General features: G+C 31.7%; 25 protein-coding genes and 3 pseudogenes. 3 read left to right on the forward strand and 25 right to left on the reverse strand.

Going from position 1 to position 25,807, the window contains the following annotated elements:
• The first annotated feature begins 191 nt into the window (after positions 1-191).
• The gene (locus tag GXK57_RS20225) at positions 192-500 is read left to right on the forward strand and encodes a DUF6506 family protein (RefSeq protein WP_160679816.1); all 309 of its coding nucleotides are present in this window, start codon (positions 192-194) and stop codon (positions 498-500) included.
• A 296-nt stretch (positions 501-796) separates the two neighbouring features.
• On the opposite strand, the gene GXK57_RS20230 is transcribed toward GXK57_RS20225, so the two are convergent.
• The 15 genes and pseudogenes from GXK57_RS20230 to helD all read right to left on the reverse strand — a co-directional run bounded on the left by GXK57_RS20230 (position 797) and on the right by helD (position 16,054).
• On the reverse strand, positions 797-1,849 hold the full coding sequence (locus GXK57_RS20230; RefSeq protein WP_160679818.1) for a hypothetical protein: 1,053 nt from the start codon (positions 1,847-1,849) through the stop codon (positions 797-799).
• Between the two features lie 260 nt (positions 1,850-2,109).
• Entirely contained in the window at positions 2,110-2,850 is a 741-nt protein-coding gene (locus GXK57_RS20235) for an MBL fold metallo-hydrolase (protein ID WP_160679820.1), read from the reverse strand.
• Between the two features lie 572 nt (positions 2,851-3,422).
• Positions 3,423-4,214 carry a class I SAM-dependent methyltransferase gene (locus GXK57_RS20240; protein WP_160679822.1) on the reverse strand — a complete coding sequence of 264 codons (792 nt, stop codon included), beginning with the start codon at positions 4,212-4,214 and terminating at the stop codon, positions 3,423-3,425.
• A 248-nt stretch (positions 4,215-4,462) separates the two neighbouring features.
• On the reverse strand, positions 4,463-5,320 hold the full coding sequence (locus GXK57_RS20245; RefSeq protein WP_243156478.1) for an SDR family oxidoreductase: 858 nt from the start codon (positions 5,318-5,320) through the stop codon (positions 4,463-4,465).
• Positions 5,320-5,745: a MarR family winged helix-turn-helix transcriptional regulator gene (locus GXK57_RS20250; protein WP_160679826.1), complete on the reverse strand. Its 426-nt coding sequence runs from the start codon at positions 5,743-5,745 to the stop codon at positions 5,320-5,322. Before GXK57_RS20250 ends, GXK57_RS20245 begins: the two co-directional genes overlap by 1 nt.
• A 201-nt stretch (positions 5,746-5,946) precedes the next feature.
• Positions 5,947-6,090 (reverse strand): annotated as a pseudogene (locus GXK57_RS20255) (AraC family transcriptional regulator); the annotation flags it as partial.
• Positions 6,091-6,226: 136 nt separating this feature from the next.
• Positions 6,227-6,784, reverse strand: a complete 558-nt coding sequence (locus tag GXK57_RS20260; protein WP_279285523.1) for an Rpn family recombination-promoting nuclease/putative transposase — start codon at positions 6,782-6,784, stop codon at positions 6,227-6,229.
• Between the two features lie 119 nt (positions 6,785-6,903).
• Positions 6,904-7,245 carry an Rpn family recombination-promoting nuclease/putative transposase gene (locus GXK57_RS20265; protein ID WP_160679830.1) on the reverse strand — a complete coding sequence of 114 codons (342 nt, stop codon included), beginning with the start codon at positions 7,243-7,245 and terminating at the stop codon, positions 6,904-6,906.
• Positions 7,246-7,587: 342 nt separating this feature from the next.
• Positions 7,588-8,046 carry an AraC family transcriptional regulator gene (locus tag GXK57_RS20270; RefSeq protein ID WP_160679832.1) on the reverse strand — a complete coding sequence of 153 codons (459 nt, stop codon included), beginning with the start codon at positions 8,044-8,046 and terminating at the stop codon, positions 7,588-7,590.
• A gap of 520 nt (positions 8,047-8,566) precedes the next feature.
• Entirely contained in the window at positions 8,567-9,610 is a 1,044-nt protein-coding gene (locus GXK57_RS20275) for a serine hydrolase domain-containing protein (RefSeq protein WP_160679834.1), read from the reverse strand.
• A gap of 105 nt (positions 9,611-9,715) precedes the next feature.
• A pseudogene (tnpA, locus tag GXK57_RS20280) lies at positions 9,716-10,051 on the reverse strand (IS200/IS605 family transposase); the annotation flags it as partial.
• Positions 10,052-10,332: 281 nt separating this feature from the next.
• Complete coding sequence (locus GXK57_RS20285; protein WP_160679836.1) at positions 10,333-10,809, reverse strand: pyridoxamine 5'-phosphate oxidase family protein; 477 nt, start codon at positions 10,807-10,809, stop codon at positions 10,333-10,335.
• Between the two features lie 69 nt (positions 10,810-10,878).
• Positions 10,879-11,496 (reverse strand): DUF6273 domain-containing protein, encoded by a 618-nt coding sequence (locus GXK57_RS20290; RefSeq protein WP_160679850.1) that lies wholly within the window; start codon positions 11,494-11,496, stop codon positions 10,879-10,881.
• A gap of 363 nt (positions 11,497-11,859) precedes the next feature.
• Positions 11,860-12,840: a MerR family transcriptional regulator gene (locus GXK57_RS20295; RefSeq protein WP_160679851.1), complete on the reverse strand. Its 981-nt coding sequence runs from the start codon at positions 12,838-12,840 to the stop codon at positions 11,860-11,862.
• A 1,024-nt stretch (positions 12,841-13,864) separates the two neighbouring features.
• Positions 13,865-16,054 carry an RNA polymerase recycling motor HelD gene (gene helD / locus GXK57_RS20300; protein WP_160679852.1) on the reverse strand — a complete coding sequence of 730 codons (2,190 nt, stop codon included), beginning with the start codon at positions 16,052-16,054 and terminating at the stop codon, positions 13,865-13,867.
• Positions 16,055-17,040: 986 nt separating this feature from the next.
• Between helD and GXK57_RS20305 the strand changes: the two genes are divergently transcribed.
• Positions 17,041-17,376: a PadR family transcriptional regulator gene (locus GXK57_RS20305; protein WP_160679853.1), complete on the forward strand. Its 336-nt coding sequence runs from the start codon at positions 17,041-17,043 to the stop codon at positions 17,374-17,376.
• A complete protein-coding gene (locus GXK57_RS20310) occupies positions 17,373-17,771 on the forward strand; it encodes a DUF2812 domain-containing protein (RefSeq protein WP_160679854.1) in 399 nt (132 codons plus the stop codon). Before GXK57_RS20305 ends, GXK57_RS20310 begins: the two co-directional genes overlap by 4 nt.
• Before the next feature lie 136 nt (positions 17,772-17,907).
• Here the strand turns inward: GXK57_RS20310 and GXK57_RS20315 are convergent, their stop codons facing one another.
• The 10 genes and pseudogenes from GXK57_RS20315 to GXK57_RS20360 all read right to left on the reverse strand — a co-directional run bounded on the left by GXK57_RS20315 (position 17,908) and on the right by GXK57_RS20360 (position 25,587).
• Complete coding sequence (locus GXK57_RS20315; protein WP_160679855.1) at positions 17,908-18,375, reverse strand: GNAT family N-acetyltransferase; 468 nt, start codon at positions 18,373-18,375, stop codon at positions 17,908-17,910.
• A gap of 104 nt (positions 18,376-18,479) precedes the next feature.
• Complete coding sequence (locus tag GXK57_RS20320; protein WP_160679856.1) at positions 18,480-19,127, reverse strand: hypothetical protein; 648 nt, start codon at positions 19,125-19,127, stop codon at positions 18,480-18,482.
• Positions 19,128-19,199: 72 nt separating this feature from the next.
• Positions 19,200-19,604, reverse strand: coding sequence for a hypothetical protein (locus GXK57_RS20325; protein ID WP_160679857.1), 405 nt, complete (start codon positions 19,602-19,604; stop codon positions 19,200-19,202).
• A gap of 686 nt (positions 19,605-20,290) precedes the next feature.
• Positions 20,291-20,824, reverse strand: coding sequence for an HD domain-containing protein (locus GXK57_RS20330; RefSeq protein WP_160679858.1), 534 nt, complete (start codon positions 20,822-20,824; stop codon positions 20,291-20,293).
• A gap of 349 nt (positions 20,825-21,173) precedes the next feature.
• Complete coding sequence (locus GXK57_RS20335; protein WP_160679859.1) at positions 21,174-21,815, reverse strand: hypothetical protein; 642 nt, start codon at positions 21,813-21,815, stop codon at positions 21,174-21,176.
• 451 nt (positions 21,816-22,266) lie between these two features.
• Entirely contained in the window at positions 22,267-22,890 is a 624-nt protein-coding gene (locus GXK57_RS20340; protein WP_160679860.1) for a hypothetical protein, read from the reverse strand.
• Positions 22,883-23,113, reverse strand: a complete 231-nt coding sequence (locus tag GXK57_RS20345; protein WP_160679861.1) for a helix-turn-helix transcriptional regulator — start codon at positions 23,111-23,113, stop codon at positions 22,883-22,885. Before GXK57_RS20345 ends, GXK57_RS20340 begins: the two co-directional genes overlap by 8 nt.
• 624 nt (positions 23,114-23,737) lie before the next feature.
• Positions 23,738-24,259 (reverse strand): NUDIX domain-containing protein, encoded by a 522-nt coding sequence (locus tag GXK57_RS20350; RefSeq protein WP_160679862.1) that lies wholly within the window; start codon positions 24,257-24,259, stop codon positions 23,738-23,740.
• A gap of 81 nt (positions 24,260-24,340) precedes the next feature.
• A pseudogene (locus tag GXK57_RS20355) lies at positions 24,341-24,799 on the reverse strand (transposase); the annotation flags it as partial.
• 14 nt (positions 24,800-24,813) lie between these two features.
• Entirely contained in the window at positions 24,814-25,587 is a 774-nt protein-coding gene (locus tag GXK57_RS20360; protein WP_160679863.1) for an alpha/beta hydrolase, read from the reverse strand.
• Positions 25,588-25,807: the final 220 nt, after the last annotated feature.

Here is a 25,807-nt window from a genome sequence, read left to right on the forward strand (position 1 = left end):
GATTGCTGTCTAGGCTTATGAATATTAGATAATTCCGAGTTATGAAGCTTAAATGATTTCTGGTCAGGCTTCTAGGGGATTAGATGATTCGCCCTGCTTCTTGGGCTTAGCTGCTCCAAGTTTCTTGTGATTATCAGGCATGCATACCTTAATAGTTGAAGTTGGCGCCCTATAGAAAGGTGGTTTTATATATGAAAGTTAATGCAGCATTTATTTTTGTAGCGCCTGAGGTTGATTATAAGCTTCATAGAACAGTTGTTGATACTCCTGTTGTACACCTAACTGTTGTTGGAGTAAAAAATTACAGTGAAGCCGTAGAAGTTGCAGTGGAATTAGTAGATCAAGGGGTTAAAGCCTTAGAGCTTTGTGCTGGCTTTGGAAATGAAGGCATAGCACTTGTGAGCAAAGCGGTAAAAGGGAAAGCATCCGTTGGTGCAGTTAAATTCGATCATCATCCTGGGTTTGATTTTAAAAGTGGTGATGAGCTATTTAACAACTAGGTTTTCCTAATATAATCTAAAAATCCATATTTACTTATGATTATAAAGTATTTCATTTTAAAACTTAGCTTTACCCAATTGAGAACAATGGCTAAGGCTAAGTTTATTTTTTTACTTATGGTATGTTTCAGCGTTACCTTGTCAACTGAGGTTTTTCTTGCATCTACTCTATTAAATATTATTCTAATTAATAAAATTTCAATATCTAATCTACTTTATTTTCACTCACTTCTATTTCCTGTACATTTTCTCACGTCATATTTTCTTGCTATCACCTCTACATGTACCGTTTACACTTAATCACTATTACCTTTGAATCTATATTCCTTTAAAACAACCTTTCTAATAATCTCAATAAAGTCATATACAAATCTGCACTGAAGATAATCATTTCCAGTAATCTTAATTAAATCCTTACAATTAGGCTTAATTAAAAATGTAAAATTTCCATAACAACCTATATGCTCCTTATAGTTATATTCCCTTTGTAATGCTCTTCCTGACAATTTTTTATGAAACTCTGTTAATATCCACATTATTTCATCCTCTTCTAAGAATCTATCAATTATAGTCATAGACCTACTACCTGTAAAATCTTTATTACTTAATGTATTTTTTATAGCATCTTCATTTAATACAAGTTCATCTGGTACTTGGCTTGTACCATGAACAAATAATAATCTATATCTTCCACTAACCTTTCTTAAATAAACAAACCTACCATTATTCATAGAATAAGATTTATACCTAAAGCCCTGAAAATTTGAAATAGCATATGTTTTACTATTAAAATTCTCAAACCTCAGACCCAAATCCTCTGATATAAATTCCTCTCTATTAATGATGATTTTTTGCTTTTCTTCCCTTTCCTTATCCTCCTTTAGCATTTTAACCTTATCTTCATATTTACACTTATCAACTATACTTATCCAGTTATCTCCACATAATTCCTTATACCCTTCAGCTTCCTCAATAGAAATCCTTCCATTTCCAAGAGCTCTATCTATATAATCTACTAGCTTTTCCTTACTATCTATACAATGATAACTGTCATTGCTACCATACGCTCCTCCAATATTGTACATTTGGCTATCAAAAAAATATAACTTATTAGTTTGAATATTCACTCCTACCCCTTGATAAAAAACCCAAGGTGATAGGTCCACTGGAAAGATATCTAAAAAATTTTGATATCTTGTCTTTTTATTCTCTCCTAATATCATATTTGGATCACAAATATCTTCTATTTCTTTACAACTGTCTCCCCACTGCTCCCACTCTTCTCTAACATCTACATTATTCTTATTAGTTTCAGACCTCTTTATCATTCTTTTAAAATAATCCCACACTGCATATTATCTCCTCACCATTATACTAAATCAATTGTAACATATTTTGTAAATACAACCTTACTTATGATACGGTATTTTACCTATAAAAAAATAGCCTTAGGCAAGTTATTTCAACGCCTAAGGCTATAAACCTCATTTACTTATGATACGTTTCATCATATCATAAGCAAGTGATCTAGGTTTTGATGTATCTCTTGTATATTCTGAATTAAAATCAGCAATATTTAATATCAAGCTTTTAATACTTTAGATTAGCATCATGCTTCATTTGCCAATTCTGCTATACGGCTGTTTACATTGTGATTATATAGTCCACCATGATAAGAAATTACTGTTTCGATATCATATCTCATTAATTTTTCAATAGACTTCACATTTAGTTCATTATCAAAATTCAAATCTTGATTTTCTCTACAAAGCATACCATCCTTAACACACAAAATATCTCCAGCAATTAATATCTTCCACTGTTTAAAGTATAAGCATATATGTCCAGGAGTGTGACCTGGTGTATGGATAATAGTAATTCCTCCGCAGTAAGGCAGTTCTTGTCCATCAATCAAAGTTTCATCTATATTTACCTTATTTTTTTGAAAACCTGCTTTTAGCATCTTGTAGGCCACCTTCATATTATCAGGTAAACTTTCCAGATTGCTTTCAAGCTTAGCAAGTTTAACCGGAGTCTTTTCACCATTTATATAAGCTTTTTCTTCCTCATGAGAAAAAATCTTAACATTGGCAGGTACCTTATTTAAAATCTCAACAACATTTCCAATATGATCTATATCTTGATGTGTAAAAATTATTGTGTTTAATTTGCTAAATTGAAGTCCTTCTTTCTCTACAGCTTCAACGACTTGATTAAACCTACCAGGAATACCAGTATCAATTAAGATTAATGAATCATTATTTGAGATAACTGTTGGGTAAATCATAGTTGGATTTCCCATTGTGTCAGATAATATTTCAAGCATATAAATTCCGTTTTCAATTTTCATTTACTATACCTCCTTAAGAATAAAATCTACAATCCATCCTTTTCTTATATGGTTAACCTTAAAGCATTTCTTATGTCGTTAACCATTAAACCACATAGCCAAAACGAATACAATTCTTGATTTTTTGTAATTTTATGGTATAGTAAGTATATAAATTAATAATCTTTTCATATATTTTTTTGCGTTTCACTAAATTATATAAAAATTTCTATTGTTCGCTTATCATTAAGTAAAAATATTACTTAAGATAAGGTACTCTTCTATGCAAAAGCAGCCTTGCCTACTATTATCAATGGTTAAGCCTAAAAACTTCACTTATTTATGATACTTTTCTCTATAAACAATTATATCCTTCAACCTACGGCATCCCTTGTATAAATGATTGTTACAACTGCTAGTCCACATATGCCTAAAATAATTTTTCTCAATCTGCATTATCATAGCTCTACAATTAGACTATCACGTTACTGTAAACTTGGTGCAGATTCTTCGTCCACTAGTGCCAGAAGCTATGTTCCCAAGTCACAAACCAATATTCCTAGGACAAAAGCTCAGTACCCCTGTCCCTATTCTCAAACTTTCTGGCTACACAATCCTATACATTGAGGTAAAGCAGCCCATGGATTATTGCGCCAATTGAAGTTATCATGATTAATATCACCTTCTTCAAATAAGTAGCTACAGTCTGGAATATCTTCAACAACACTATGAAACTCTTCCATTCTATCAATAGCAAAACCTGCTTTAACCAAGGAATTTACATAATCTTGTATTCTCCAATCAAAAGTTGGAACTTCTCCGAATGGCCCTAGGTCTTCATATGGTTTAATAACCTCAAAAACTCCCTTATAAACTTTTTTATCAAAAGGACGAACAAATGGATGTGTATCAAAAAAAATATATTTACCTCCATTTTTCAATATGCGGTAAATATTTCTGTACATAGCATTCAAATCATTGATCCACACATGAACACCATTAGACGTATAAACCAAATCATAGGTATTGTCTGATAGTTCCTTTAGCTTCATGCTGTCAGAAACATGATAATCTATGTTTAAATGCCTTTTTTCTGCAATCTTTCGTGCATTTTCAATTTGCTTGTATGAAATATCTGTAGCTGTGACCTTTGCTCCCAAAGCACAAAAACTAAAAACTGCAGTGTTGTCCCCGCAGGAAGGAACACAAACCTTCTTTCCCTTTAAGTCAGGATAATACTCTTTTATTATTTCTGCCATGGCATGTGGAAAGCCTTTATATGGATCCTTCTCAAGAGCAGAAAATAGTTCGTCATACTTGGTTTTACTAAAGTATTCATCAGAGCAACTATTCCAATCATCAATTATCTTATCTTGTTTAAACATAACTTTACCTCCAAAAATATAAATAGCTTCAAGCTCGCATCTTCCAAAAATTGTAGATACTTATATTGTAAATTATATATTTTTTATACTTCAAGATAATACATCCACATAATTGTTTTATACACAAAACCTCTGCAAGTTTTACCCTGCAGAGGTTTAATAAATTGATACTATTTTTAATTACAACAACAGATTCTCTTTCTCTAAAATATTATGCTAACTATAACCTGGGACAAAAGTTCCGTCCTTTATTTGTTAAAGCATTTTATGTTATCCCTTGCGAATTCTTCAAATGTACGAGGACTTTTACCTGTTAATTCGTAAAAATTATTTGTAACTTCCTTCGCTGTGCCCATTCTTGTCATAAAATATAATGCTACTGTCACATTTACATATGCCTTATCAAGGCCTCTTTTCTTAATGTAATAGCTTCTGTATTTTAAGTATCCAGGCTTTACGTAGGTAATTTTTCTTCCAACCACCCTGCTTAGTATCTCTGCCACCTGAAAATAATTCAAGGCTTCTGAACCAGTTATTGTATGAGCAGTATTTTTATATTTTTCAGGATTATTCAGTAAAATTGCTGTTGCAAGTCCTATGTCTGCAGCATCAATAAAACTTGTTATGCTTTTTCCAGCAGGTACAAAAATCTCATTTTTTTCTCTGATTTCAACAGAGTGTATGCCTGATAAATTCTGCATGAAGAAGCCTGGACGAACATGTGCATATGGAATATGTAATTTCTCAATGTACTTTTCTATCTTATGATGAGGAGGAATTGTATTATGCTCTACTCCCATTAAAGAAAGGAATGAAACCAATTTGATATTATGAGCCTTCATTGCATCAATGAAGGAATATAAATCTTCTGGTTTTCCAAGGTGAGGAGGTCTCATAAGAAAAACTCTATCTACACCTTCAAGTGCTTTATCATATGTGCTTTTATTCGTGAAGTCAAAGAGCACAGGTTCAACCTGATTGTTAAACAATTTGTTTATTTTCTCTATGCTTGTAGTTGCAGCGACTACCTTTTCTCCCTTATTTAACAATTCTTTCACTACATAGCTTCCCACATTACCTGATGCACCAGTTACTAAGACTTTCATCATTTCTTCTCCTCGCTTAATATGCTATTAGCTTTTTGAAGTAGTTGAATAAACAATTTAAATTCGTCCTCTCCCATTCTTTCTTCTAGAATCTCTAGACTTCTAAAATACTCACTATAAGTGGATTCAAGGAGCTCATGACCTCTTGAGGTAACCTCAATAGTATAGCTTCTTCTGTCAACTTTAGATGGAATCTTGATTAAGTACCCCTTTGCAACCAATGAATTAACCATATCGGTAACAGAAGGTTTGGCTATTCCAAAGAAGTTACTTATCATAAGTGGTGTAGCTGCTTCATCATTTTTTTCAACATATATCAAAACTCCCATCTCACTTGATCTTATGGGTATATCCCTCTTTACATTCATTTGGAGACGACAAAACCTGGTTACAGCATCCTCACAAGCAATTATATTTTCCTTCATAATACACCTCTATATAGTTAGTCTACCTAACTATATTCTATCTATAAAAAAACTCCCTGTCAACTTATCGTAGAAAAACCCTACTTGGATGACTACAGGAGCTTTGAACATTCACCCCCTAGACTATTGATGATGCTTCCTATAGTTAGGGGGAACCTCATATTATCTGTCTACTATTATGTTTTCAATAACATTGCCCTTCTACTGAAGTGCAATATATAAATAGCAATGCGCTTTTCCATCTTTCGTATATTCACTAGGAACGGTACTCTCATAATCCTTGGTAAATGCTCTTTTTATTTCACCTGATTTTTGGTCACTCCACACTTTTTCCCAGGCTTTTCTTGCAGTTACTAAGACATAATATTCATTGTTACAATTACTTAAACCCATATAAAATATATCTAATAACATTGACAAATTATATTTTTCATTAATATATTTTTATAAAAACTAAGGATAGACTCCAAAAGCCTACCCTTTAATTTTCTTTTCTTAACGTTTTAATTTTTTCTATATCTAATCCTGTTTTTATTGCTATCATTTCATCATCTAATATATCTAATAAATTCTTTGCTATTTGCAATTTAGCTCTCTCTTCTGCTGAGCTAATCATGTTTGCTCTTTCATGTAGTGATCTTTCTCTCTCATAGTAAATTCTCATAGCTTCTTCATCACTACTTAAGTATTCGATTCTTTGCTCAGCTTTTTCTATTGCTGTATCCAAACTCATCAACTCCTTTAATGTAGCTTCAGATATATCTTTCTCTAAAAACATTAACCATCTCTCTATGTCATTTTCTCTATAATCTTTATTTTTCTTATTTCTAAACTTAGGTAGTTCTAAGAAGTGTATTTCTACAACATCTGTTAACATATAATCTTTCTCGATATCTTCCCATAAATGAAATGAAGATTGATAGTTTTTTGTACCTAAAAAATCAAAATCTAAAATATTTATAGTTATGACCTTTTCAAGATTTGCATAATCTTCCCCTTGTTTTATATTTTCAAGATACATCTTCCCCCAATAAAAAATTCGCTAAAGCGACTTTCTTTAGTGAATTTTTTTGCGCATCTGCCTTTTCTGAACGTATGTGAGGAAATTTTGGCAGGCGACATAACTATATTTTTTTATTCTTTTCCCTCCATTTATGTTTAAGCAGTACACGCATAATTATTAACGGTCTTCTCTAAAATATAATTTTCTAAAGAATAAAATAATGTTCTTTTATCCATATTACCTTGATTTGTTAGTTGAACTTCTATATCTACATGATCACCAGTTAAAGTTTTCGCCCTCACATCAATGATTCCCGTTTTATCTAAAATGACATCTTTTGTTAGTTGCTTATTATCTATAATTTCAATTTCTACTATAGGTTCTTTTCTAGTTCTCTTTAAAACAGCATTTATAAAAGATATCAGAATATCTTCGTTACCTTTTTCACCAAAAACTTTCTTAAAAATAAAGTCATTAAGTGGTTTTACTCTTCTCATATATATTTACCTCATTATTTTCATCATTAGTTTAGTTATTATCTTGTATTAACTTTATTATAACATCAAATTAAAATTTATTTAATCAGAACTTGAAATCTATTTTCAAATCTCCTTGGTACTTTGAGAGGAGCTTTGGAAAGTATACATTTTAGTATAAAATAAAGTGAAGCTTTCTCATTCATTGGAAAGTTATTTTATTATATATAACATTTTTTATAGGAGTAATATTTTTTGCTGCTTTTTTATTAATGAAGATAGCCTTAATCATGTGAAATCAACGGAAAGACTATAAACATAAACAAAGAGTTCCCTTGGGACAGAAGATCCGTCCCCCTGTCCCTACTGAATAGCGATATATAAATAGCAATGTGCCTTTCCATCTTTAGTATATTCACTAGGAACGGTGCTCTCATAATCCTTGGTAAATGCTCTTTTTATTTCACCTGATTTTTGGTCACTCCACACCTTTTCCCAGGCTTTTCTTGCACATACACCTATTTCTCCATTTTCGTCCTTTTCAACATACTTTTTGTATAAGCCCTTACTTACAGCTACTTCCATGTTCTGAAAGAAATCCACTGATACAGCCATTATTGTAAGATCATAATCTCCACTCTCATCACTGGAATAGTTGCTATATCTTGAAATAGGCGAAATACCTTGTTGAAACTTGTGCTCACTATCAAACAAAATAGGAAGTTCTCCGCTTGAAATATCCTCCCAAAGTTCATCAATTGCGTTCATTCCTTCTTCAGAATTATTCGTCCTTATTGTAACTTCTTTTAATTTGTAAGCCATAATTTTATTCTCCTTTCATCTTAAAATAATTATGATTTCAGACTCTCAGCTAAATTACTATGGGTATGCTTTTTGAAAACTTTATCTATACAGGTTAGATAATACTTGCTTCTAGTTACTAGCGATAATGTATAAATTCAAAGTTGAAGTTGTTGTATATTGGCTTGTATTTAAAAGTTAATTGTCCTTTTATTATAACATATTTTGTAAATATACTATTACTTATGACACGGTATTTTTAGCTATGAAAATAGCCCTAGACATTGATACTACTTGTCCAAGGCCATAAACCTCATTAATTTATTATACGGTTCACCGTAACTGGTATAAAGTTGACTTTTCTAATCCATAGCTTCAGAATATGAAAAAATATGTGCTATTACTTCTTGAGTTAAGCCCTTTTACATGCATTATTAAAAATTAGTTATTTATTAATATTGTTCCATACTGTGATTTAATTCTAGTCTCTCTTGGAACTTTTCAATTAATTAAGTATCTATACTTAGAACAATTTGTTACATTAAATAAAATTCAGCTTTTCCATCAATTCACCTACTAAACTATTCCATTCCTCACTATGTCCAATTCGACTACAACCAGTTAAATTACACATTAATATTAGGGCATTTTTATTCTCTAATTGAATCCTTTCGTATGTAGCAATACCTGGCATCCCTCCATTGTGTCCAAGCCATTTTCCATAACTACTAAATCCAAAACCGAATCTCTCTTTATACAGTTTAAAACATTCTGACCAGGATTCTTGACTTAGAAGCTTTCCATTTAAAATAGACTCACACCACTTGGTCAAATCTTTAATTGTAGAAACAACACCACTGTCACCGCTACCCATCCCATGTCTACCACATTTAATTCTGCTATTATCCTCGTCCATCACATATGCTGCTGCCTCTGCTAGTAGTCCACTTGTATGTGAATCAAACATCCCAAGTGGTTCAAAAATAGCTTCCCTTAGATATTGCTCATATGCTTTTCCAGTCACCTTTTCAATAATATATGACAGGAAATAATAATTTGTATTAGAATACGCTGTTCCTTCACCCGGTATGAAATGTAATGGTAAAGGATTCACCAATTCCAAGCATTCATCGATACTGTACGCCCTACATGCCATGTTTATACATTCCATTTTCATTTTTGTAGTTATATTATTTCCTGATGTACACTTGGTCTCTAATTTTTTAATTGCATTCGGTACAATTATTTCGCCACTGTAATCTGGAATTCCAGATGAGTGATTCAAAAGATTGCGGATAGTGATTTCACTTGCATGTGAATATTCTGGTATATATTTGCTAATTCTTGATTCCAAATCTACTAATTTGCTCTCTGACATTTTCATAATAGCAACTGCCGTAAATTGTTTTGATAGAGATGCTAATTCCATTGTTGTATGTGTTGTGAAGGGGCATCCACTTTCAAAATCAGCCATACCAACTGTAGCCATATATACATTTCGATTATTCATTATTACACTGACAGCACCATTAAAGTTCCATGCTTTAAGGATGCCATTTATTACTTCTTGTTCTAGTACATACATAGAACCACCCCTTAATTATTTAAATTACTCTTGTTCTGATTAATATTCCGTAATAAAACATCTAGTTATTTATACTAATTGTACCATATTAAAGAAAAATTACATCTAATAATTAAATGTAATTTTTAACCGAACATAAATTGAGTCATGCCCACCCGTAAACTGGTCAATGTATTCCTTCAAACTTAGTTGTTCATATTCTAAATCCTCTTGTATCTGATTTTTTATATACTCTTGTATTACTTTCTTATTTCTTTCTACTGTATCTACATAATATCCCTTATACCCAAATACTCTACTACCATACTTATACTTCAAGTTTGCATGTCTATCAAAAATCATCAGTGAACTCTTACCTTTGAGATATCCCATAAACTGAGCTACACTAAGTTTCGGCGGTATACTCACGAGCATATGTTTATCATCTTTGTATGCATTTGCTATATGCTAAACTATTATTATCAATTTAGGATATACCTCCTTCAAAATGTTAGTGGTCGGCAAACCTACTAATATTTTACTCCGTCGGTATTATTTTTTTCTACTCATAGCTATAAGCTTTTTAGAACCACAGGTATAACCTGTGGTATTCATTAATACAACAAAAATCTCAACAATAAACTATTTAATGTTGGTTTTTTGAAAACTCAGTTAGAAAATATTCGCAATAATGTAGTGGCTCTTTTTGCTATGAAGTAAGAAACTACTTATTCTTTACAAATTTATTTCGCTGTTTTATTGATAAAATCAATTTCATACTGCCAGTCACCGTATTTTCTTTCGTTGTCAGTAATAATGCCTTCGGTGAGATTGATACGCAGAACGATTGATGTTGGATTGTCTTCATCGCCAACTTCATCGAACCAATCGAAAACCTTTTTAAATTTTGCTCTGATTTCCGCATTCTTTTCATCCTTGACCCAACCGAGATTTTCAGCGGTGCCTTGTAAAGCGTACCAACCTAAACCACAGACAGAAACCTCATTGTTTTTTTCAATTTGCAGCATTTTATTCTTTTTTGCGTCTGTAGAAACATAAAATACGCCATCTTCATAATAAGCACATACCATACGGACAGCAGGACGAGGATTACCGGCGGCATTTGAGGACAGTGATATTGTCGCAAGTGCAATAATTTCCTCTTTTCCATTTCCGCAGCGTTCCTCCAAAAGTTTCATCGCATTTTCATATTTGTTCATTTTAATTCTCCTTTAATTTATTATTTTATGTTGTAATTATAGTTAGCTAATTTTAAAGTGACCTAAGGTTTACAATTCTAACTTTAGCCATAAAGCAGGACGGACACCACCTGTACACTTGCCATCGCTGATGTTGCCCTTCAATATGTTGTTGCCCTGGATTCCAATATTACCGTCAGTCCCAAAGATGTACACGGCTTTTACATTAACGCGGCCTGGCGACCGAAGCCACCACCACCAACCCCATTCTTTACCCTGAAGCCTTGCTATTCGCTTACTGTTGTTTTTATCTTTTCTTTCAAACCAGTATCTTTGATTTTTCCCTGGGTTATATAGGTTTGAAGTGCTATCACCGAAATATTTGCACACTTCATCAACGCTTAATAAAAATATACTATCTTTTGTATCTGTTCCGCCCTTTGAGCCATACCACTGATTGTCAGGATTTTTGTTTACTACTGGAATTATTCTTGATTTATCAGCTGTATTGAATCTATCATAAAATTCACCATTAAGATATTTTCTTAACCAGCAGTCAGCCCATGTTATAGCTTTATAAGCGTCATGGTAAGGGCGTTGTTCTATTATTTCTTCTGTTATAATCAAAGCCCTGTTGCTTTGTATATCCAGCACCCTCCAATTATACCCACCGAATGACAACGATGAATCTATTTTAATATCTTCCATTTAATAACCTTCCCTCCTTCTTTCTTATAAGTAATCTGCCTTACCTTTCCAACTTATTCTTAAGCCCTCTACTTAATCAGAAATAATCGATTAAGCTGTAAATCTTCCGTAAATACGTTTTACTTGATTTTATTTTTAAAAAAAGTACTCATAATGGCAAGCCTGGTTTTATGGTTTAATAATTCAAGTTTTAAAAATACACCTGCTTTTTCCTGTAGCTCATCCACAAAGAGCTTCAATATGAGTTTCAATGTTGACAGAGACATTATTTTCTCATACGAAGGCTCTTTCTGTAGCCATGTACCCATATCTCTATTGCTAAACTATTATTTACCTTTAACCTGGGACAGAAACTCCGTTCCACTATCTTCCTTCCTTTAGCTTGATGGGAAAATATCTTTGCATTTGTTTATAGCCAAGCCCCTTTTCTATATCTTTATAGGCAATATCTCTTCCATCTTCATATAAATAAGGCATATTGAACATAACATTGCGTCCCTTATCAAGCTCAAAATTTGTGTTTTCAATCCATCTGCGAACTTTGTCTTCCACCTTATGTATGCTCTCATTATCTTCGTCAATGCTCACTGCCATAGCATATAAGCCTCCTGGAAAGTCAATAATTTCAAATGGTCCTACATCTCCATTTGTAACACCATCTTTAACGGCACATATCCATTCAGCTTTGTCATTTCTAGACAACAAAAAATCAAAACAATCGAAAATCACACACTTATATAAATGGCAATATTGCCATAATTGGTTCATATATCCGCCTACTTTGAACATTTCTCCCCAGGTTTGTTCACCACTAGTTACCGCTTTAAATTCTGGTATCCTGACAACCATTACATCGGGAACTTTTTTATCTAATTTTTCCGTTATTTCGATCAAGCGGTTTACATTGGAGGGCTTGCCTATATAGTCAACGCTTATCAACTGTGTTTCAAGGTCTTTAGCCTTGTTATACAACAATTTTATGTCAGAGTTGTCTGAAAAGTTCACTTGTTCGATTTCCCGTATAAAATCCAATACTATTTCCTTCAACTCATACAAAAGCGCAACCTCGTCGTCTATGCTCTGTACTTTTTTCCCTAGCACTTCTAAAACTACATTGGAACCGGAAGTGTTGAAAACCCTTTGAATGTCTTTTATGCTGATATTCAGCTTGCGTAAAATGAGTATTTGTTCAAGCCTCCTAACAGCATTTTCGTCGTACATTCTATATGCGTAGTCGTCGCTTCTGGTGCTGCACAGCAATCCCATGTCTTCATAGTAACGCAGTGTACGGGCTGTAATGTCATACTTGCTTGACACATCTTTAATTTTGATCAAGCCTGGCATCCATTCCCACCTTCTTTCCTAATTATCAATAATATACTTAGTATACAGTATTACCCAAAGGAAGAGTCAAGAGGTTATTGCTACTTTTTGTAAAAAATATACTTTTTCTCTGTTATTATAAAAACTTAATAACACTGTATATAACATTTTCTATGTACTACATGCAAAATTTACTGAAATTCTATAAAACTAGCTGGAAAAGAATCAAATCTGTTAAGCTTTTATGAGCTATTTTAAGAATACTCCTCCTACTATTGATTCCTTAATTAGTTCTACTCAAATGTTGCCAGTTATATCTAGCAAGACCGAATGTACCTATATGTTGATTTTATAATATCTTTGTATAAGCTAACCCTAATTTTATTTTCCTTTAAGCTTTTAATGAACAATTATATAAGTAAAAGATTCACTGCAGTGCCCATTCTTCAGTGACTTTTTGCGCATCTGCCTTTCCCAATATACAAGAGGCTAATCAGGTAGTCTAATATAATTATTTTCTACTATTTACTTTAAATAGCCATTTTAGCCCTTAATATTGCAAGGTTTAGCTGACAAAGAACTTTATGCTTTCCTGTATTAAAATCCACTATTGACATAGACCAATATTTTTGTATTAACAATACAAAAACCTTAACTACTGTTATATTAGTAGTTAAGGTTTCTAATCAAGCATATAATTCTTTAAGATTCAGATATGACAAATAGGGGCATATAAATTCTTAATACCCCTTAAATAATATTAGCTAAGCTACTGTATGATCAAATAGATCTTCTAAGATTTAATTATATCTTTCATTGAAGACTTTTATTTTATCTAAGGTTAAAGCCTTAGCAGTATTTCACTTCAAATCTACCTTTTATCTCATTTGCTACACTATTCCTTAGTATCTAGTAGGATTGTTCTCCCTATCTGGTACAGCTTATTCCACACTGTTCTTAGAGCCTTAAACTTTTACTTATATATTTATAGCTAAACTATGCTGTAAACTGAACTAGGGACAGAAGCTCCGTCCCCCTGTCCCAATTATAGTAGAGGTGTAAGGCTTCCGGTATAATACACATTCAATTTATGAAGAGCTCTTGTGCAGGCTGTATAAAGCAGAAGTCTCTCCTCTTCGGAGCTGTAATTTTCATTCCCTGCATTATATATCAGCACTATATCAAACTCCAAACCTTTTGCAAGGTAGCTTGGGATAACTAAAGTACCGTTTATATACTCATCATCCTCCTTGGTTAGAAGCTTAACCTCTGTGTTGTCTTTCAAAAAGTTGTATACCTTGTCTGCTTCATTTTTAGTCCTTGTTATAATTCCAATAGATTTATATCCCTTTTCCTTATGCGACTCTATATCCTTTAAAATTCTTTCATTAATAGAGCTCTCATCAGCAAATCCAAGTACTATAGGCTTATCTCCGCTTCTTTCCACATACTCAGCATTAACTTTATGGCCAAGAAGTTTTCTGGAAAACTCAGTAATCTCCATAGTGGACCTATAGCTCTTTGTAAGATTAATAAGGCAGGTGTTATCCTTAGGGAATATATGAGCAATGTTACTATAGTCTCCCACATTCATAAATGGATTTATGGACTGATTTAAATCCCCAAGCATTGTTATATTAGCATGACTAAAGAGCTGATAGAAGATTTCATACTGAAGCGGCGTATAGTCTTGCGCTTCATCTATTATTACATACTTAATATCAGAAGTTTTAGGAAGATCCCCAAAGACTCCTTTTAAATAAAGTAGTGGTATCTGGTCTTCGTAGTTAAGCACTCTAAACTGCAGATTTTTCAGAGTATAGTTTTTGATATCAGGATCTAGATTTTTAAAGAACTTCCTATAAATATGAAGCAAATCAAACTGTGTAATCCTTTGGATCTCCTCATATATATGCTTCGTTTCTTCGTAAACTCTAGCTGTAGCTTTCTCTTTAACTTCCTTCTCATCCACAAAAGAACCGGTGTTCCACAGCTCCTCATAAATTTCATTTATCCTTTCTTTTTTATAAGGCTTCAGTAAAAATAAAATTCTTTCCTTAATCTTGTCAAGCCTTCTCTTTAGAGGGAGATTTCTATAATCCCTAAAATACAGCTCTTTAAGTTCCTTGGAAGATACTATTAATTTATCTCTGTAAACTATGTCCTTAAAGCCTCTATGTGACTTTTCAACACGGTCTGCGTATTTCTTTAATAACTCTATAAATTCAAGAGAGGATTTATACTTTATATTTTTGATTCGTATTTCATAGTCCAAATGTTGCCTAGAGTTTAGGATGAATTCCATCATATTAGAGTAATCTTCTTTAATAAATCTATCCGATAAAACCTTATGCATATATTCCTTAAAGGTAGTTTGAAGCATATTGTTCTCTCCAAGCTGTGGAAGTACGTTTGAAATATAATCATTAAAAATCTGGTTTGGTGAAAATATCACTATATTTTCAGCAGTTATCTTTTCACGATGTTTATATAAAAGATATGCTATTCTGTGAAGAGCAATGGAGGTTTTTCCGCTGCCTGCTGGCCCCTGAACAATAAGGTTCTTGTATTCTTCATTTCTAATAACCCTGTTTTGTTCTTTTTGAATACTTGTTACAATGGCTTTCATCTTGATATCAGTGCTTTTACCAAGTATCTCCTGGAGTATTTCATCATCTATGGTTATGTTGCTGTCAAACATATACTCCATCTTTCCTTGATTGATTTTGTACTGTCTCTTTAGGGTAAGCTCTCCTTCAATAGTTCCTTCTGCACATTCAAAGCCTGCTTTTCCTACTTCATAATCGTAAAACATGCTTGAAGCTGAGGCTCTCCAGTCGTATATTAGAAAATCATAATCTTCGTTCACAAGGTTTGACATGCCAATATAATACTTCTCCGACTTCTCCTCTCCATTTTCATGAAAATCAATTCTTCCAAAGTAAGGTGATTCAAGCATTCTCTCGTATTTCTCCTGAAGCCTTCTGGTGATTTCATGGTTTCTCTTTTGATACTTCATCCTGTCTATGAAGCCCATAAAGCTTACAACTTGCTCAAGTCCATTGGATATTGATAGAAATCCTAGCTCTTCCCACATTTCCTTTTGAGTTTCAAGAGCATCCTTTTTAAACTTATCCTTATATTCAAGCTTTTCCTCCAGCTGTCTTTGAGCTTCATTAAGCACCAGTTCTAGCCATTCATTTTCCTTCTTCACCTCAAAATCATTAATGCTCATAAATCTACCTCCTCATAATGGATATACAGAGTTCACATATGGAAACTCAATTTATACTCATATCCAAAGCCTTACAACATCTATTGTTAGCAAAACTTGTAGCTTAAAGTATGATCTTGTAATCCTATAATGTTTCATTACGAAAAATTAAGTAACGCCTGCTGAAAAATCATACTTCTATGAACCTAACACATGCATTACTTAATATTTGAAACTGATATATAGGGTTCCTATATCGAAACTTAAGTTATACTTATTCGGTAATCCCGGCTTATGGGGATTATCGGGCACGTATAACTTAATAGTTGAGTTGGGACCCTTATATAGGGTTCCATTAAGAAAATTTAAGTTATGCATGTTCAAAAACACCGTGATCTGTGGATTTTTGAGGCATGCATAACTTAATAGTTAAAGTTGGAACCATATAACCGAATCATAAAATTCTTCTTAAGTATACTGTCTAGGGAGGCAAAATAACAGTCTGTAAATTATTTTTTGGTTGTGGTATAATTAAAGTGGGGGGAGAGAACTCCCCTTTTTTTATTGCATGAAAAGTTGCAAATACCAATTAACAATTCTAGATTCCAACTGCTCATAACTCCAAATATAGCTATTTGAAGTTGATGATGTGACTTTCTTTAGTAAGCTTTTTGCTTATCTAAATTTTCTTAACTTATGTGAAGAAATTATGGCAGGTGGCATATTTTTTACTGTTTAACCAAAATAACTACTCTAAACCTTTGAAATCACTATATTTAGCTAGCAATAATTTTGCCATAAAGCTGTAATCCCTTTTTCCTTTGATACTTTAATCCCAGCCTCTTCTACCTATTTCAAACCTCATGAGAATCCAAATTTATGTACCCACTCCACTGTCCCAAGCATTATTTAGGTAAATATTACATTTTAGATTGATATTGGTAAAATATGATGCTACTATATCATCAATGGATATATCATTAATGGATATATTAGGAGGTCCAAAATTGTCACGACTAAATTCAATTAAAAATGAACAATTAACTGATACAACCTATTATATTTTACTTTGTCTTACTGAACCGGATCATGGGTATGCACTGATGAGAAAAATTCAGCATATATCTTGTGGAACTTTTATTGTAGGACCTGCAAGTATGTATACAAATTTGAAAAAACTGCTAGATGCGCATCTGATTGAAATCGTAGAAATAGATAAAAAAAGCTATCAATTAACTCCAGAGGGTACACGTCTACTTGTTGAGGAATATAAACGAAGATCACAGATTGTTGAACAGAGTAAAAATATCATCGAGAATATAAGGAGGGAAAATAATTTATGAAAGCAGCAAAAACTAAGAAAATAAACTATCTTATGGGATGGATGACAAGAGAAAAATATCTAATACAAGAACTTGAGCAACAAGCTTTGAATGGGTGGCTCTACGACTCATGCACAAAATTTCACATAATTCTCAGGCAAGGCGTTCCCAGGAAAATGCAATACGCTGTTGACTTGCCCCCGATTAAAGAAGAAGAAAAAGCCGAATACTTAAAATACTTTGAATCCGTCGGCTGGCATCTCGCCTACAAAAATTATTGCTTTTATGTCTTTTATGCTGATAATAGTGCCCCCCCACTTCATACAGATCACACTTTCCATGAGCAAATAAAAGAACAATGGATAAAAAAGATGTTTCCTCGTACTAACGGGTTTACTTTAGGGGTGCAAACTTAAAAATTACAAGCATTTTTACAACAAAAAACCTATGCTTTAACAACAGTCTTAGCATAGTTTTTTACAGTTATTTAATTATTGATTGATAATATAAGAAGGTTGCGAATTAAATATTATACTTGTGTTATAATAATCTTTAAATATCTTGTAAGTCCTTTATCAATTCTATTGCTCCATTTTCCCATAATTCAGTGTATCTTTTTTCAATTTTAAAGCCATTCTTTTCATAGAAACTTAAAGTTTCCTTGTAGGAGATTTTTACTTCTGGTGGTACTGTAAAAACCCTTATGTACTTAAACCCTAAACTTTTAACATATTTAAAAAAATAGTTAATAATGGTAGTCCCAAACCCTTTCCACCTATAGTCTGGGTCTGTTCCCATGATACTGATGTTTATTGTACCATCTAAACAAGTAAACATAATAAATGATACTATTAATCCATCTACACTTAAACATACCACATCCTGAAACATCAAATCTCGTTCAGTATCCTCTGGTACATTATTAGTAAACCATTTTACTGTTAATAATTCTGTAATCTCCTTGATTCTTTTAACTATATCCTTCCCAGGTCTACTATAAATAAAAATTTCGTATTCCATCTTTTTCGCCCCATATAATTCATATTTAGTAATATTCTACCATTATATATTTATATTATAAACTAACCATGTAGTCTTTTCCAGTATAATGAAATAAGTAAGATTTAAGAAAAGTATATTATATCATTGTAGGTAAACTGCTTATCCGTAATACCTATTCTCTGTGAAGTAGTTAATACATCACCATTCCAACTTCTAAAAGCCCAACAGAAGTTATAAAATATCCTTAAAATAGTTATAGCATATTGGGCGTACCTTGGATTATAGTTAGAATATATATAACTCTTTCCATCTTTAACTTCATAGTCATAAAGGCTGTGATATGCTAATTTTTCTGCTATTATTTGCTTTTGTATATCAAAGGAAGATAATCCTTTCTTTCCATTATCCTTAACCCATCTATTGAGTTCTTTCTTAGCCTCTGTAAATAGATTATATGCCTCTTTTTTACTTAAATTACGGTTTAATTTACAAAGGAAGTAGTGAGATTCCTTATCCTTAATAGACTGTGTAAAAACTCTCATAATAGTGTCTATGATGGAACTATCTTCATCAGATATGAAGTTCCACTTATTGCAGTTTATCATTTCTTTAATAAGCCAATAGTGTGCTACAGATGTGTATTTTGAATTTGTGTGCATACCCTCTATATAGTCCTTTCTTCTATTAAACTCGGACAGCCTTATCTCGTACTCTGAGTTAGTTTCATCATCATTAGAAACAGGAGGCTGTGGGGCATAAGGAAATCTCAATCTTTCATTCTTCCTTGCAAAACCGTATAGGTTGTCATCATGGTACTTTATTGTATCAGTCTCAATCTGCTCCTATGTGATAGTAAAGTCATAGGCTATATCTGCTCTAAATACATACCTTGAATAAAGTTCGCTACTGGCTACAAGGTATGTTTGAAATTTAGTATCCTCAGTATCATAATCAAGTCCACCTTTACCTTTTCTCCTAACATTATTAAGATAATATATCATCTTGTCTGTATTGAGCAATATCTTATCAAATTCCATGCTCTTAAAGGCTTTAGTTTCATACCTTTCAAGAAATTCAAGACACTTCCTATAGAGCCATTCTAATTTATGATAATAGGTTTTAGGGCTTATATCTAATATCTCGCAGGTACGCTTAACAGGAGTTCTGCTTACGAGCAGTTCTGTAAACAGGGGAAGTATATCATTTTTATTTTGATTGTAACTAAAATTTTCTCTTATAGTAGGCATGACAATTACCACCATAATTAAATGGAATTTGATTTCACATAGATGTGTATACCGTTAAGGTCTTCAAAAATGTTGTTGAATATCAAATAATTTTGAAAAAGATAAATAAATATGAGTAATGAAATTTTAAAACTAGCAGTGGATTTTTAGTCTAGTGTCAATAGATATTAGTACTTTTCTGGTCGGCAAATCCTAGCTTATTCTCTTCTAAGGATATCTATATTGACCATTGCTAAAATTCAGAATAGCCAGCAGTAATTTGTATTCCACTGCTTTATAAAGATGTTAGTATAAAGTAGTGGACACATTAAGCAGAACTAAATGAAATGTTATTTAGTTAAGAAAAGCTTCTTCCTGCTAGTCCCTGATTGATTTTATTTATTTTATAAATTTAACATAAAAAAAAGCTTCCACCTTCTTTCCAAACTCTTTGGGACATCCCCTAGCAAATTCACCATGGTCTAAAGCTTTTAATTCAATAAATTCAGTGGCTTTAAATACTTTTTTAACATAAGCTATATCTAATTCACGTTGCTTTTTTCAACCGTTCCCTACCAATATTGAATTTGTGTTTCAAGCTCTAGAATCAGACCAGGCATTGAATGGGACAGGGGGACGGAGCTTATGTCCCTTCATCTAATAATAGTAGTGCTACAAATTTGAATTTGCTGAACTCAGCATTATGCTTATAATGTTCTCAAAATACCAAATTCAGTTAGTAAGTTTTGAAACCTACATTTTTCATGCTCCATCACAGGAAAAAGAGGATTATATAAACAATGCTGCAAAACATCTGCATCTTTTAATATCTCATCAAGTGCAGAGTCAGTTGTGGCCTTTGAACTGTGGTTACAGATAGCTGAGCATATCAGTTCTGTTTCATTATCAGTTGTCAGTGACAGCTCCTCAAGAATTTGACGTGCCAAAACTGCTCCGTGTTCAGCATGATTTTCAGTATTCATAGTCTTATATGAATGTAAATCATGTAACATACCAGCCATGGTGGCCAATTCAACATCTTGATTTCTTTTGAGCGCAATCATTGCACATGCTTGTGAAACTCCATATAGATGGAGATAACCACATCTTCTTTCTTCAGCGTCTTTCATATTTAATAGAATTTCATCAATATACTTTCTAAGTCTTTCAATTCGATTATCCATAGCTTCATCACTTCCATTGTGTAAATACTTTTGATTTTTTTCAATATTATTTTCCATTTCTTCCTCCACCCACTATGTATTTATCTTCAGCTGTTATTTGTGAAATGAACAACTGAAACCACTGACGAATTACTATTGGTATATTACTTTAAAACTTTTTTCTTTTATCATACATATTTCCCCAAGTTATTATTACTTATGACACGGTATTTTCACTAATAAAAATAGCCTTAGACAAGTAATATCAATGTCTAAGACTATAAACCTCATTTACTTATGGTACGGTTAACCGTAAATTATCCTAAACCTCATCCTACATATTTCCTCATCTGAATAAACCTTCAAGTTATGATCTTCATATTCATAAAGTTATCTTTGCACGGCCTAGGACAGTAGCTCCGTCCCTTTATAAATCAAAATGCTTTTCTATACATCTAACAACATCTAATACCTTACTATCTATCTTTCTTTCAATAGAATAGTATCCACTTGCCTCAATAATAGCTTTTTCTCGTTGATTGATTAAATCCACTACATTAAACACATTTTCAAAGCTTGCCTCTGGATTAGGAAATGACATAACACAATCATAAAAGTCTCTTTTCTCTGGTCTATTAAAATAATCACTTTCTACCAATTCTCTATTAGATGTCAAGAATACAGCTCTATCTCTTGGTATAACCCCCTCAATATCCATTGGTGTAAATAATACATCAGCTATTACAGGCTTGTCCTTTTGAAGCTCAATTAAATCTAATAATACCATAGGAACCTCTTCTTTTATGGCACCTTGCAATGAGCTTGCATACTCCAAAACTGGACGATTAAAAAATGCATATATATCATCTCTTGGATAACACATATTAGGTTGGTCGGTTTCATTGGCCATTTTTCTGTGTTCTTCATAATGCTCATCCATTTGATATAAGGTAAATCCATATTTTTCAGCTATTAATTTTGCCATTGTTGACTTACCAGAACAGGCATTTCCACCTATTATATATACATTCTCAAGATATTTTCTTAATACATTATCTTTAATATTCATAATATCATTCTCCTTAATAATAACAATTTTTTTCACAAGAAAAAGACCACCTAAATGTGGATAAATTTTTATTCATTATTATAAATTAACGGATTTTATTGTTATTATATAAGAAGTGACACCACATATATTTATCTCCTTTAATAATTAAAAATATGATTTTCTGTTAGAACAAGCTTTGACAAATATTAATTCATACTCTGCCGTAAAAACTTGCATAATGATAACCTATTCATTAGAATATTTTTAATTATAGCATTTCTACGTAGCTTCGTCTAATAATTTCCATTACAATCTTTATCTTCCTTACAACTTTACTCTTGTGTGGGACATTAGTCTGTCCCCCTGTCCCAAATTATTATCACTTTTTAAAGAGAAGAGAACTCATCCCGTTGTAAAATAGCATCTTAAACTATTAAACTAATAAACTAATATAAGAATTCACTTTATATTATTGAGTATAAAATTTATAGACAAAGTATCCCATTAGACATAAGGTAAATACTCCATAAACTATATAAAATATTTTCGATACCTTATCTGCAGTCTTTTTCATCTCTTTATATTCTTCTCTACCTACCTTTTTCCTTGGATATAATCCTATCATTAATGAAATAATTATTAGGTTTATCATCATTAATAAAGTATCTAATCTAATAAAGCTTGAAGAAAGCTCAAAAATTTTCACCTTAAAACTCACTGTAATAAATAAAACAACGCTTATCCCTGCTGATATACTACATATGATATTTAAAATCTTAACATTTTTAATCTTAAAAGATATTACTAAACCTTTCATATAAAGATGATTAAATAATAAATAAAGTACACAGAGAATATTGATAAAAAATAATATTGTATGAACTGTAAAGTCAATATTTCCTGCTACTGCTTTATATAATACGTATAATATAAATGCTATAATAGTCAATAAATTTGAAGCCTTTAAAGCATAACCTTGAGCTTTTTCTTCTAATTCATCCTTAACAATAACCATAAGAACAATATATGCACCCATAATCATTACAGAAAATAGTAAATGTAGTTCAAAGTATATCGATTGCATATTAGTCATTATCATCTACCTCCAACACCTCAAATATTTCATCAACGGTTTTATTAAAATAGTTAGCAATTGAAAAAGCAAGTTTTAATGAAGGATTAAAAGTACCTCTCTCTATTTCTGATATTGTACTTCTATTAACGCCTAAATCAATAGCTAAATCCTCTTGTGTAACGCCACGTTCAGTTCTTAATAATTTTATCTTTGTATTAAAAATCTTTCCTCTTCTAACCATAACAATCCTCCTTTGTATATATTATACGGTCAATGTTGCATATATCCAACATATTGTTGCATATATACAATAAAAATATGTTTATATGCAGCATTCACTTAAAAAGCATTTAAAAACTAGGCTCTGTTAAAGTACTCTGTTTAACATAGCCAAAACCTAAAGCCCCAAAGTCAAAATAATAAAGCTCTACAAAACAGATTTATAGTATCTACTCTGTAGAGCTGATTTTTCCTCTTCGATTTTGATGCATTGCCAAACCTCATATTTATAATAATTATGGTATAATTCTAAAGCAATATTTTGAAATCAGTAGTTGATAGCTACGGAAGTTTTGAAGGTTTTACTCCTATGTATTCCTGGCATTGTCCGTAAAAATTATTACTCTTTATTTTCACTAAACTATTGGTGAATATTTCATCATAGTTAGTAGGGGTGGCATTAGATATGCTAGAATTAGCTATAAAAATCTTTCTAAAGCCCTAAAACAAAATAAATGTTCTAAGGATTAACTTAGTGTTAGCGCACTAATTTTTTCTTATTTATATAATGTAAAATTTTTATAAAAAATAAACCTATATAATTTTTTATATTAAAAACTTTAATTTCAAGCATATAAGTTGGAATTTATCTCTGATTAATAACGGTATCAAATAATTTTTCATGAACACAAAAACGTTCTCTTACCAAATCGACATAATCATCTGTTTGAATAAATTGTTTAAACCCATTATAGGACAGATAACGATAATCAATAGTTTCTCCTTCTTGTAATTGAATTTTTGTTGTTTCTTTATCTATGAATACTACAAAACATTTGTAAATTGAAGGAATATTCTTATAAATATAAGAATATACAAATTTCAGGTCAGAAACAGTTACTTCTATTCCCGTTTCTTCCTTTAGTTCCCTTATAGCACCTTGCTCTGGTGTTTCACCCTTCAAGATTGAGCCACCAGTCACTTCCCATTTTAATGCCCATGGTTTATTTTTATGTCTTTGAGTTATCAACACTTCATTATTTTCTGTTATTGCATAAATCTCAACAACAATATGATAAATACCTTCTGGAATAGGCTCATCTCTATATTGGTCAAATCCTAATTTATTACCATCTTTATCATAAGCATCCCAAATTTCTCTCACCATATTGCACTATCCTTTCAAATTTGAATTTATCTGTGACAGATACAAAAATAAAGGCTAATCTTCATAGCTAGCCTTAAATCATTAATTTTTATTGTCATTATTTCTAAGTTTTTTTATTTGTTCTACTGATAATCCTGTTTTTTTAGCAATTGTTTCATCATCTAAGATATCCAGTAAATTTTTCGCAACTTCTATTTTTCCTTCTTGGCCCCTTCTATGTATGCTTTTAACGAGATTTCCTTTAGTACCTTTTGCCATAGAATCTGTTGAATTTTCTACATACCCTAGAAGTTCCAATAACTCTTCACTTAAATCCTTCATAAATCCTTTTGTATTTAATACTATCTTCTGCGCTTCATCATTTAACATTATACTATTATCTTCTAAACATATATTTTGAAAAGTATATTTATGTCGTCCTTTGTTAAGCAAATCAAATGTACAGATGAATATTATATAGCTTTTGGCAAGCTTTCTATAATCTTAACCTTTACTTATTAAATCTAAATCTATGCTACCTTGATAGTATCTTAGTCTCTTAAGAAAGATGTGAGTTAACATTCTTTTTTTACTTTCTTGAAAAAATTATATATTATATCATTTACCTTCATAGGTTCTTCTAACAAGGTATGTGGGCTATGTCCACATCCATCTAAGATTTCAATTTGTATATCTCTTATATTTTCTTTTAAACGAAATATTTCTTCTTCCTTAATTAAATCATCATTTTTACCAAAAATAAATAATGCTGGAACAGATATCTTTCTCAAATCTTCATCTGAAAAATCTGGATACTTCTCATTATTTAATAAAACTTGTTTAAGAAAATGCTTCCAATCTCCATTACAAGAATCAAAATGATTCTTTTTTAAAATCTCTATTAATTTGAATTTCCCTTTGCCTTCCAATGTTTCAGGATTAAATTCTTCATTCATATTTAGAACACTATCATTTACCGAACCTGTAGAACTTATAGATGTAATTGAGGAAAATCTGTCAGGGTACTTAATCGCACAATAAAATACAACATCACCGCCAAAACTATGTCCAACTAAATGTGCTTTATAAATATTTAATGAATCCATTAATTTAATGATATCGTCTGCTAATTGTGGAGTTGTCCATTCGTTACATTTTGAAATAGTCCGTCCATGCCCTCTTAGATCTGGTAAAATACTTCTGAACTCTGTCGTTGCCTGAAAGAAAAACATTTGAGAAGAAAAAGATATGATCCCCCTTGAAAAACACCCATGTAAAAAAATTATTGGTTCACCGATACCAATATCCTCATAATAAATTTGTATATTTTCATTTTCTATATATGGCACTATCCCACCCCTTTTAGTTGTTTTATATTACAATGTTGCTTCAGAATAATTTTCATTATAATCTATGATTGATGCCGTAATTGAATTAATACTTATATTTCATAAAGTATATTTTCTAAGATATTCTCCCTATTGTCGCTTGTGATTGTAAAAATATTAATCCCTGCAATCCTTTTTATAGTCATGATATTCTTCAAAAATATTTTTTCTTAATCGGTTT

The organism is Clostridium sp. C8-1-8 (assembly GCF_009928445.1).
GTDB lineage: Bacteria > Bacillota > Clostridia > Clostridiales > Clostridiaceae > Clostridium_AR.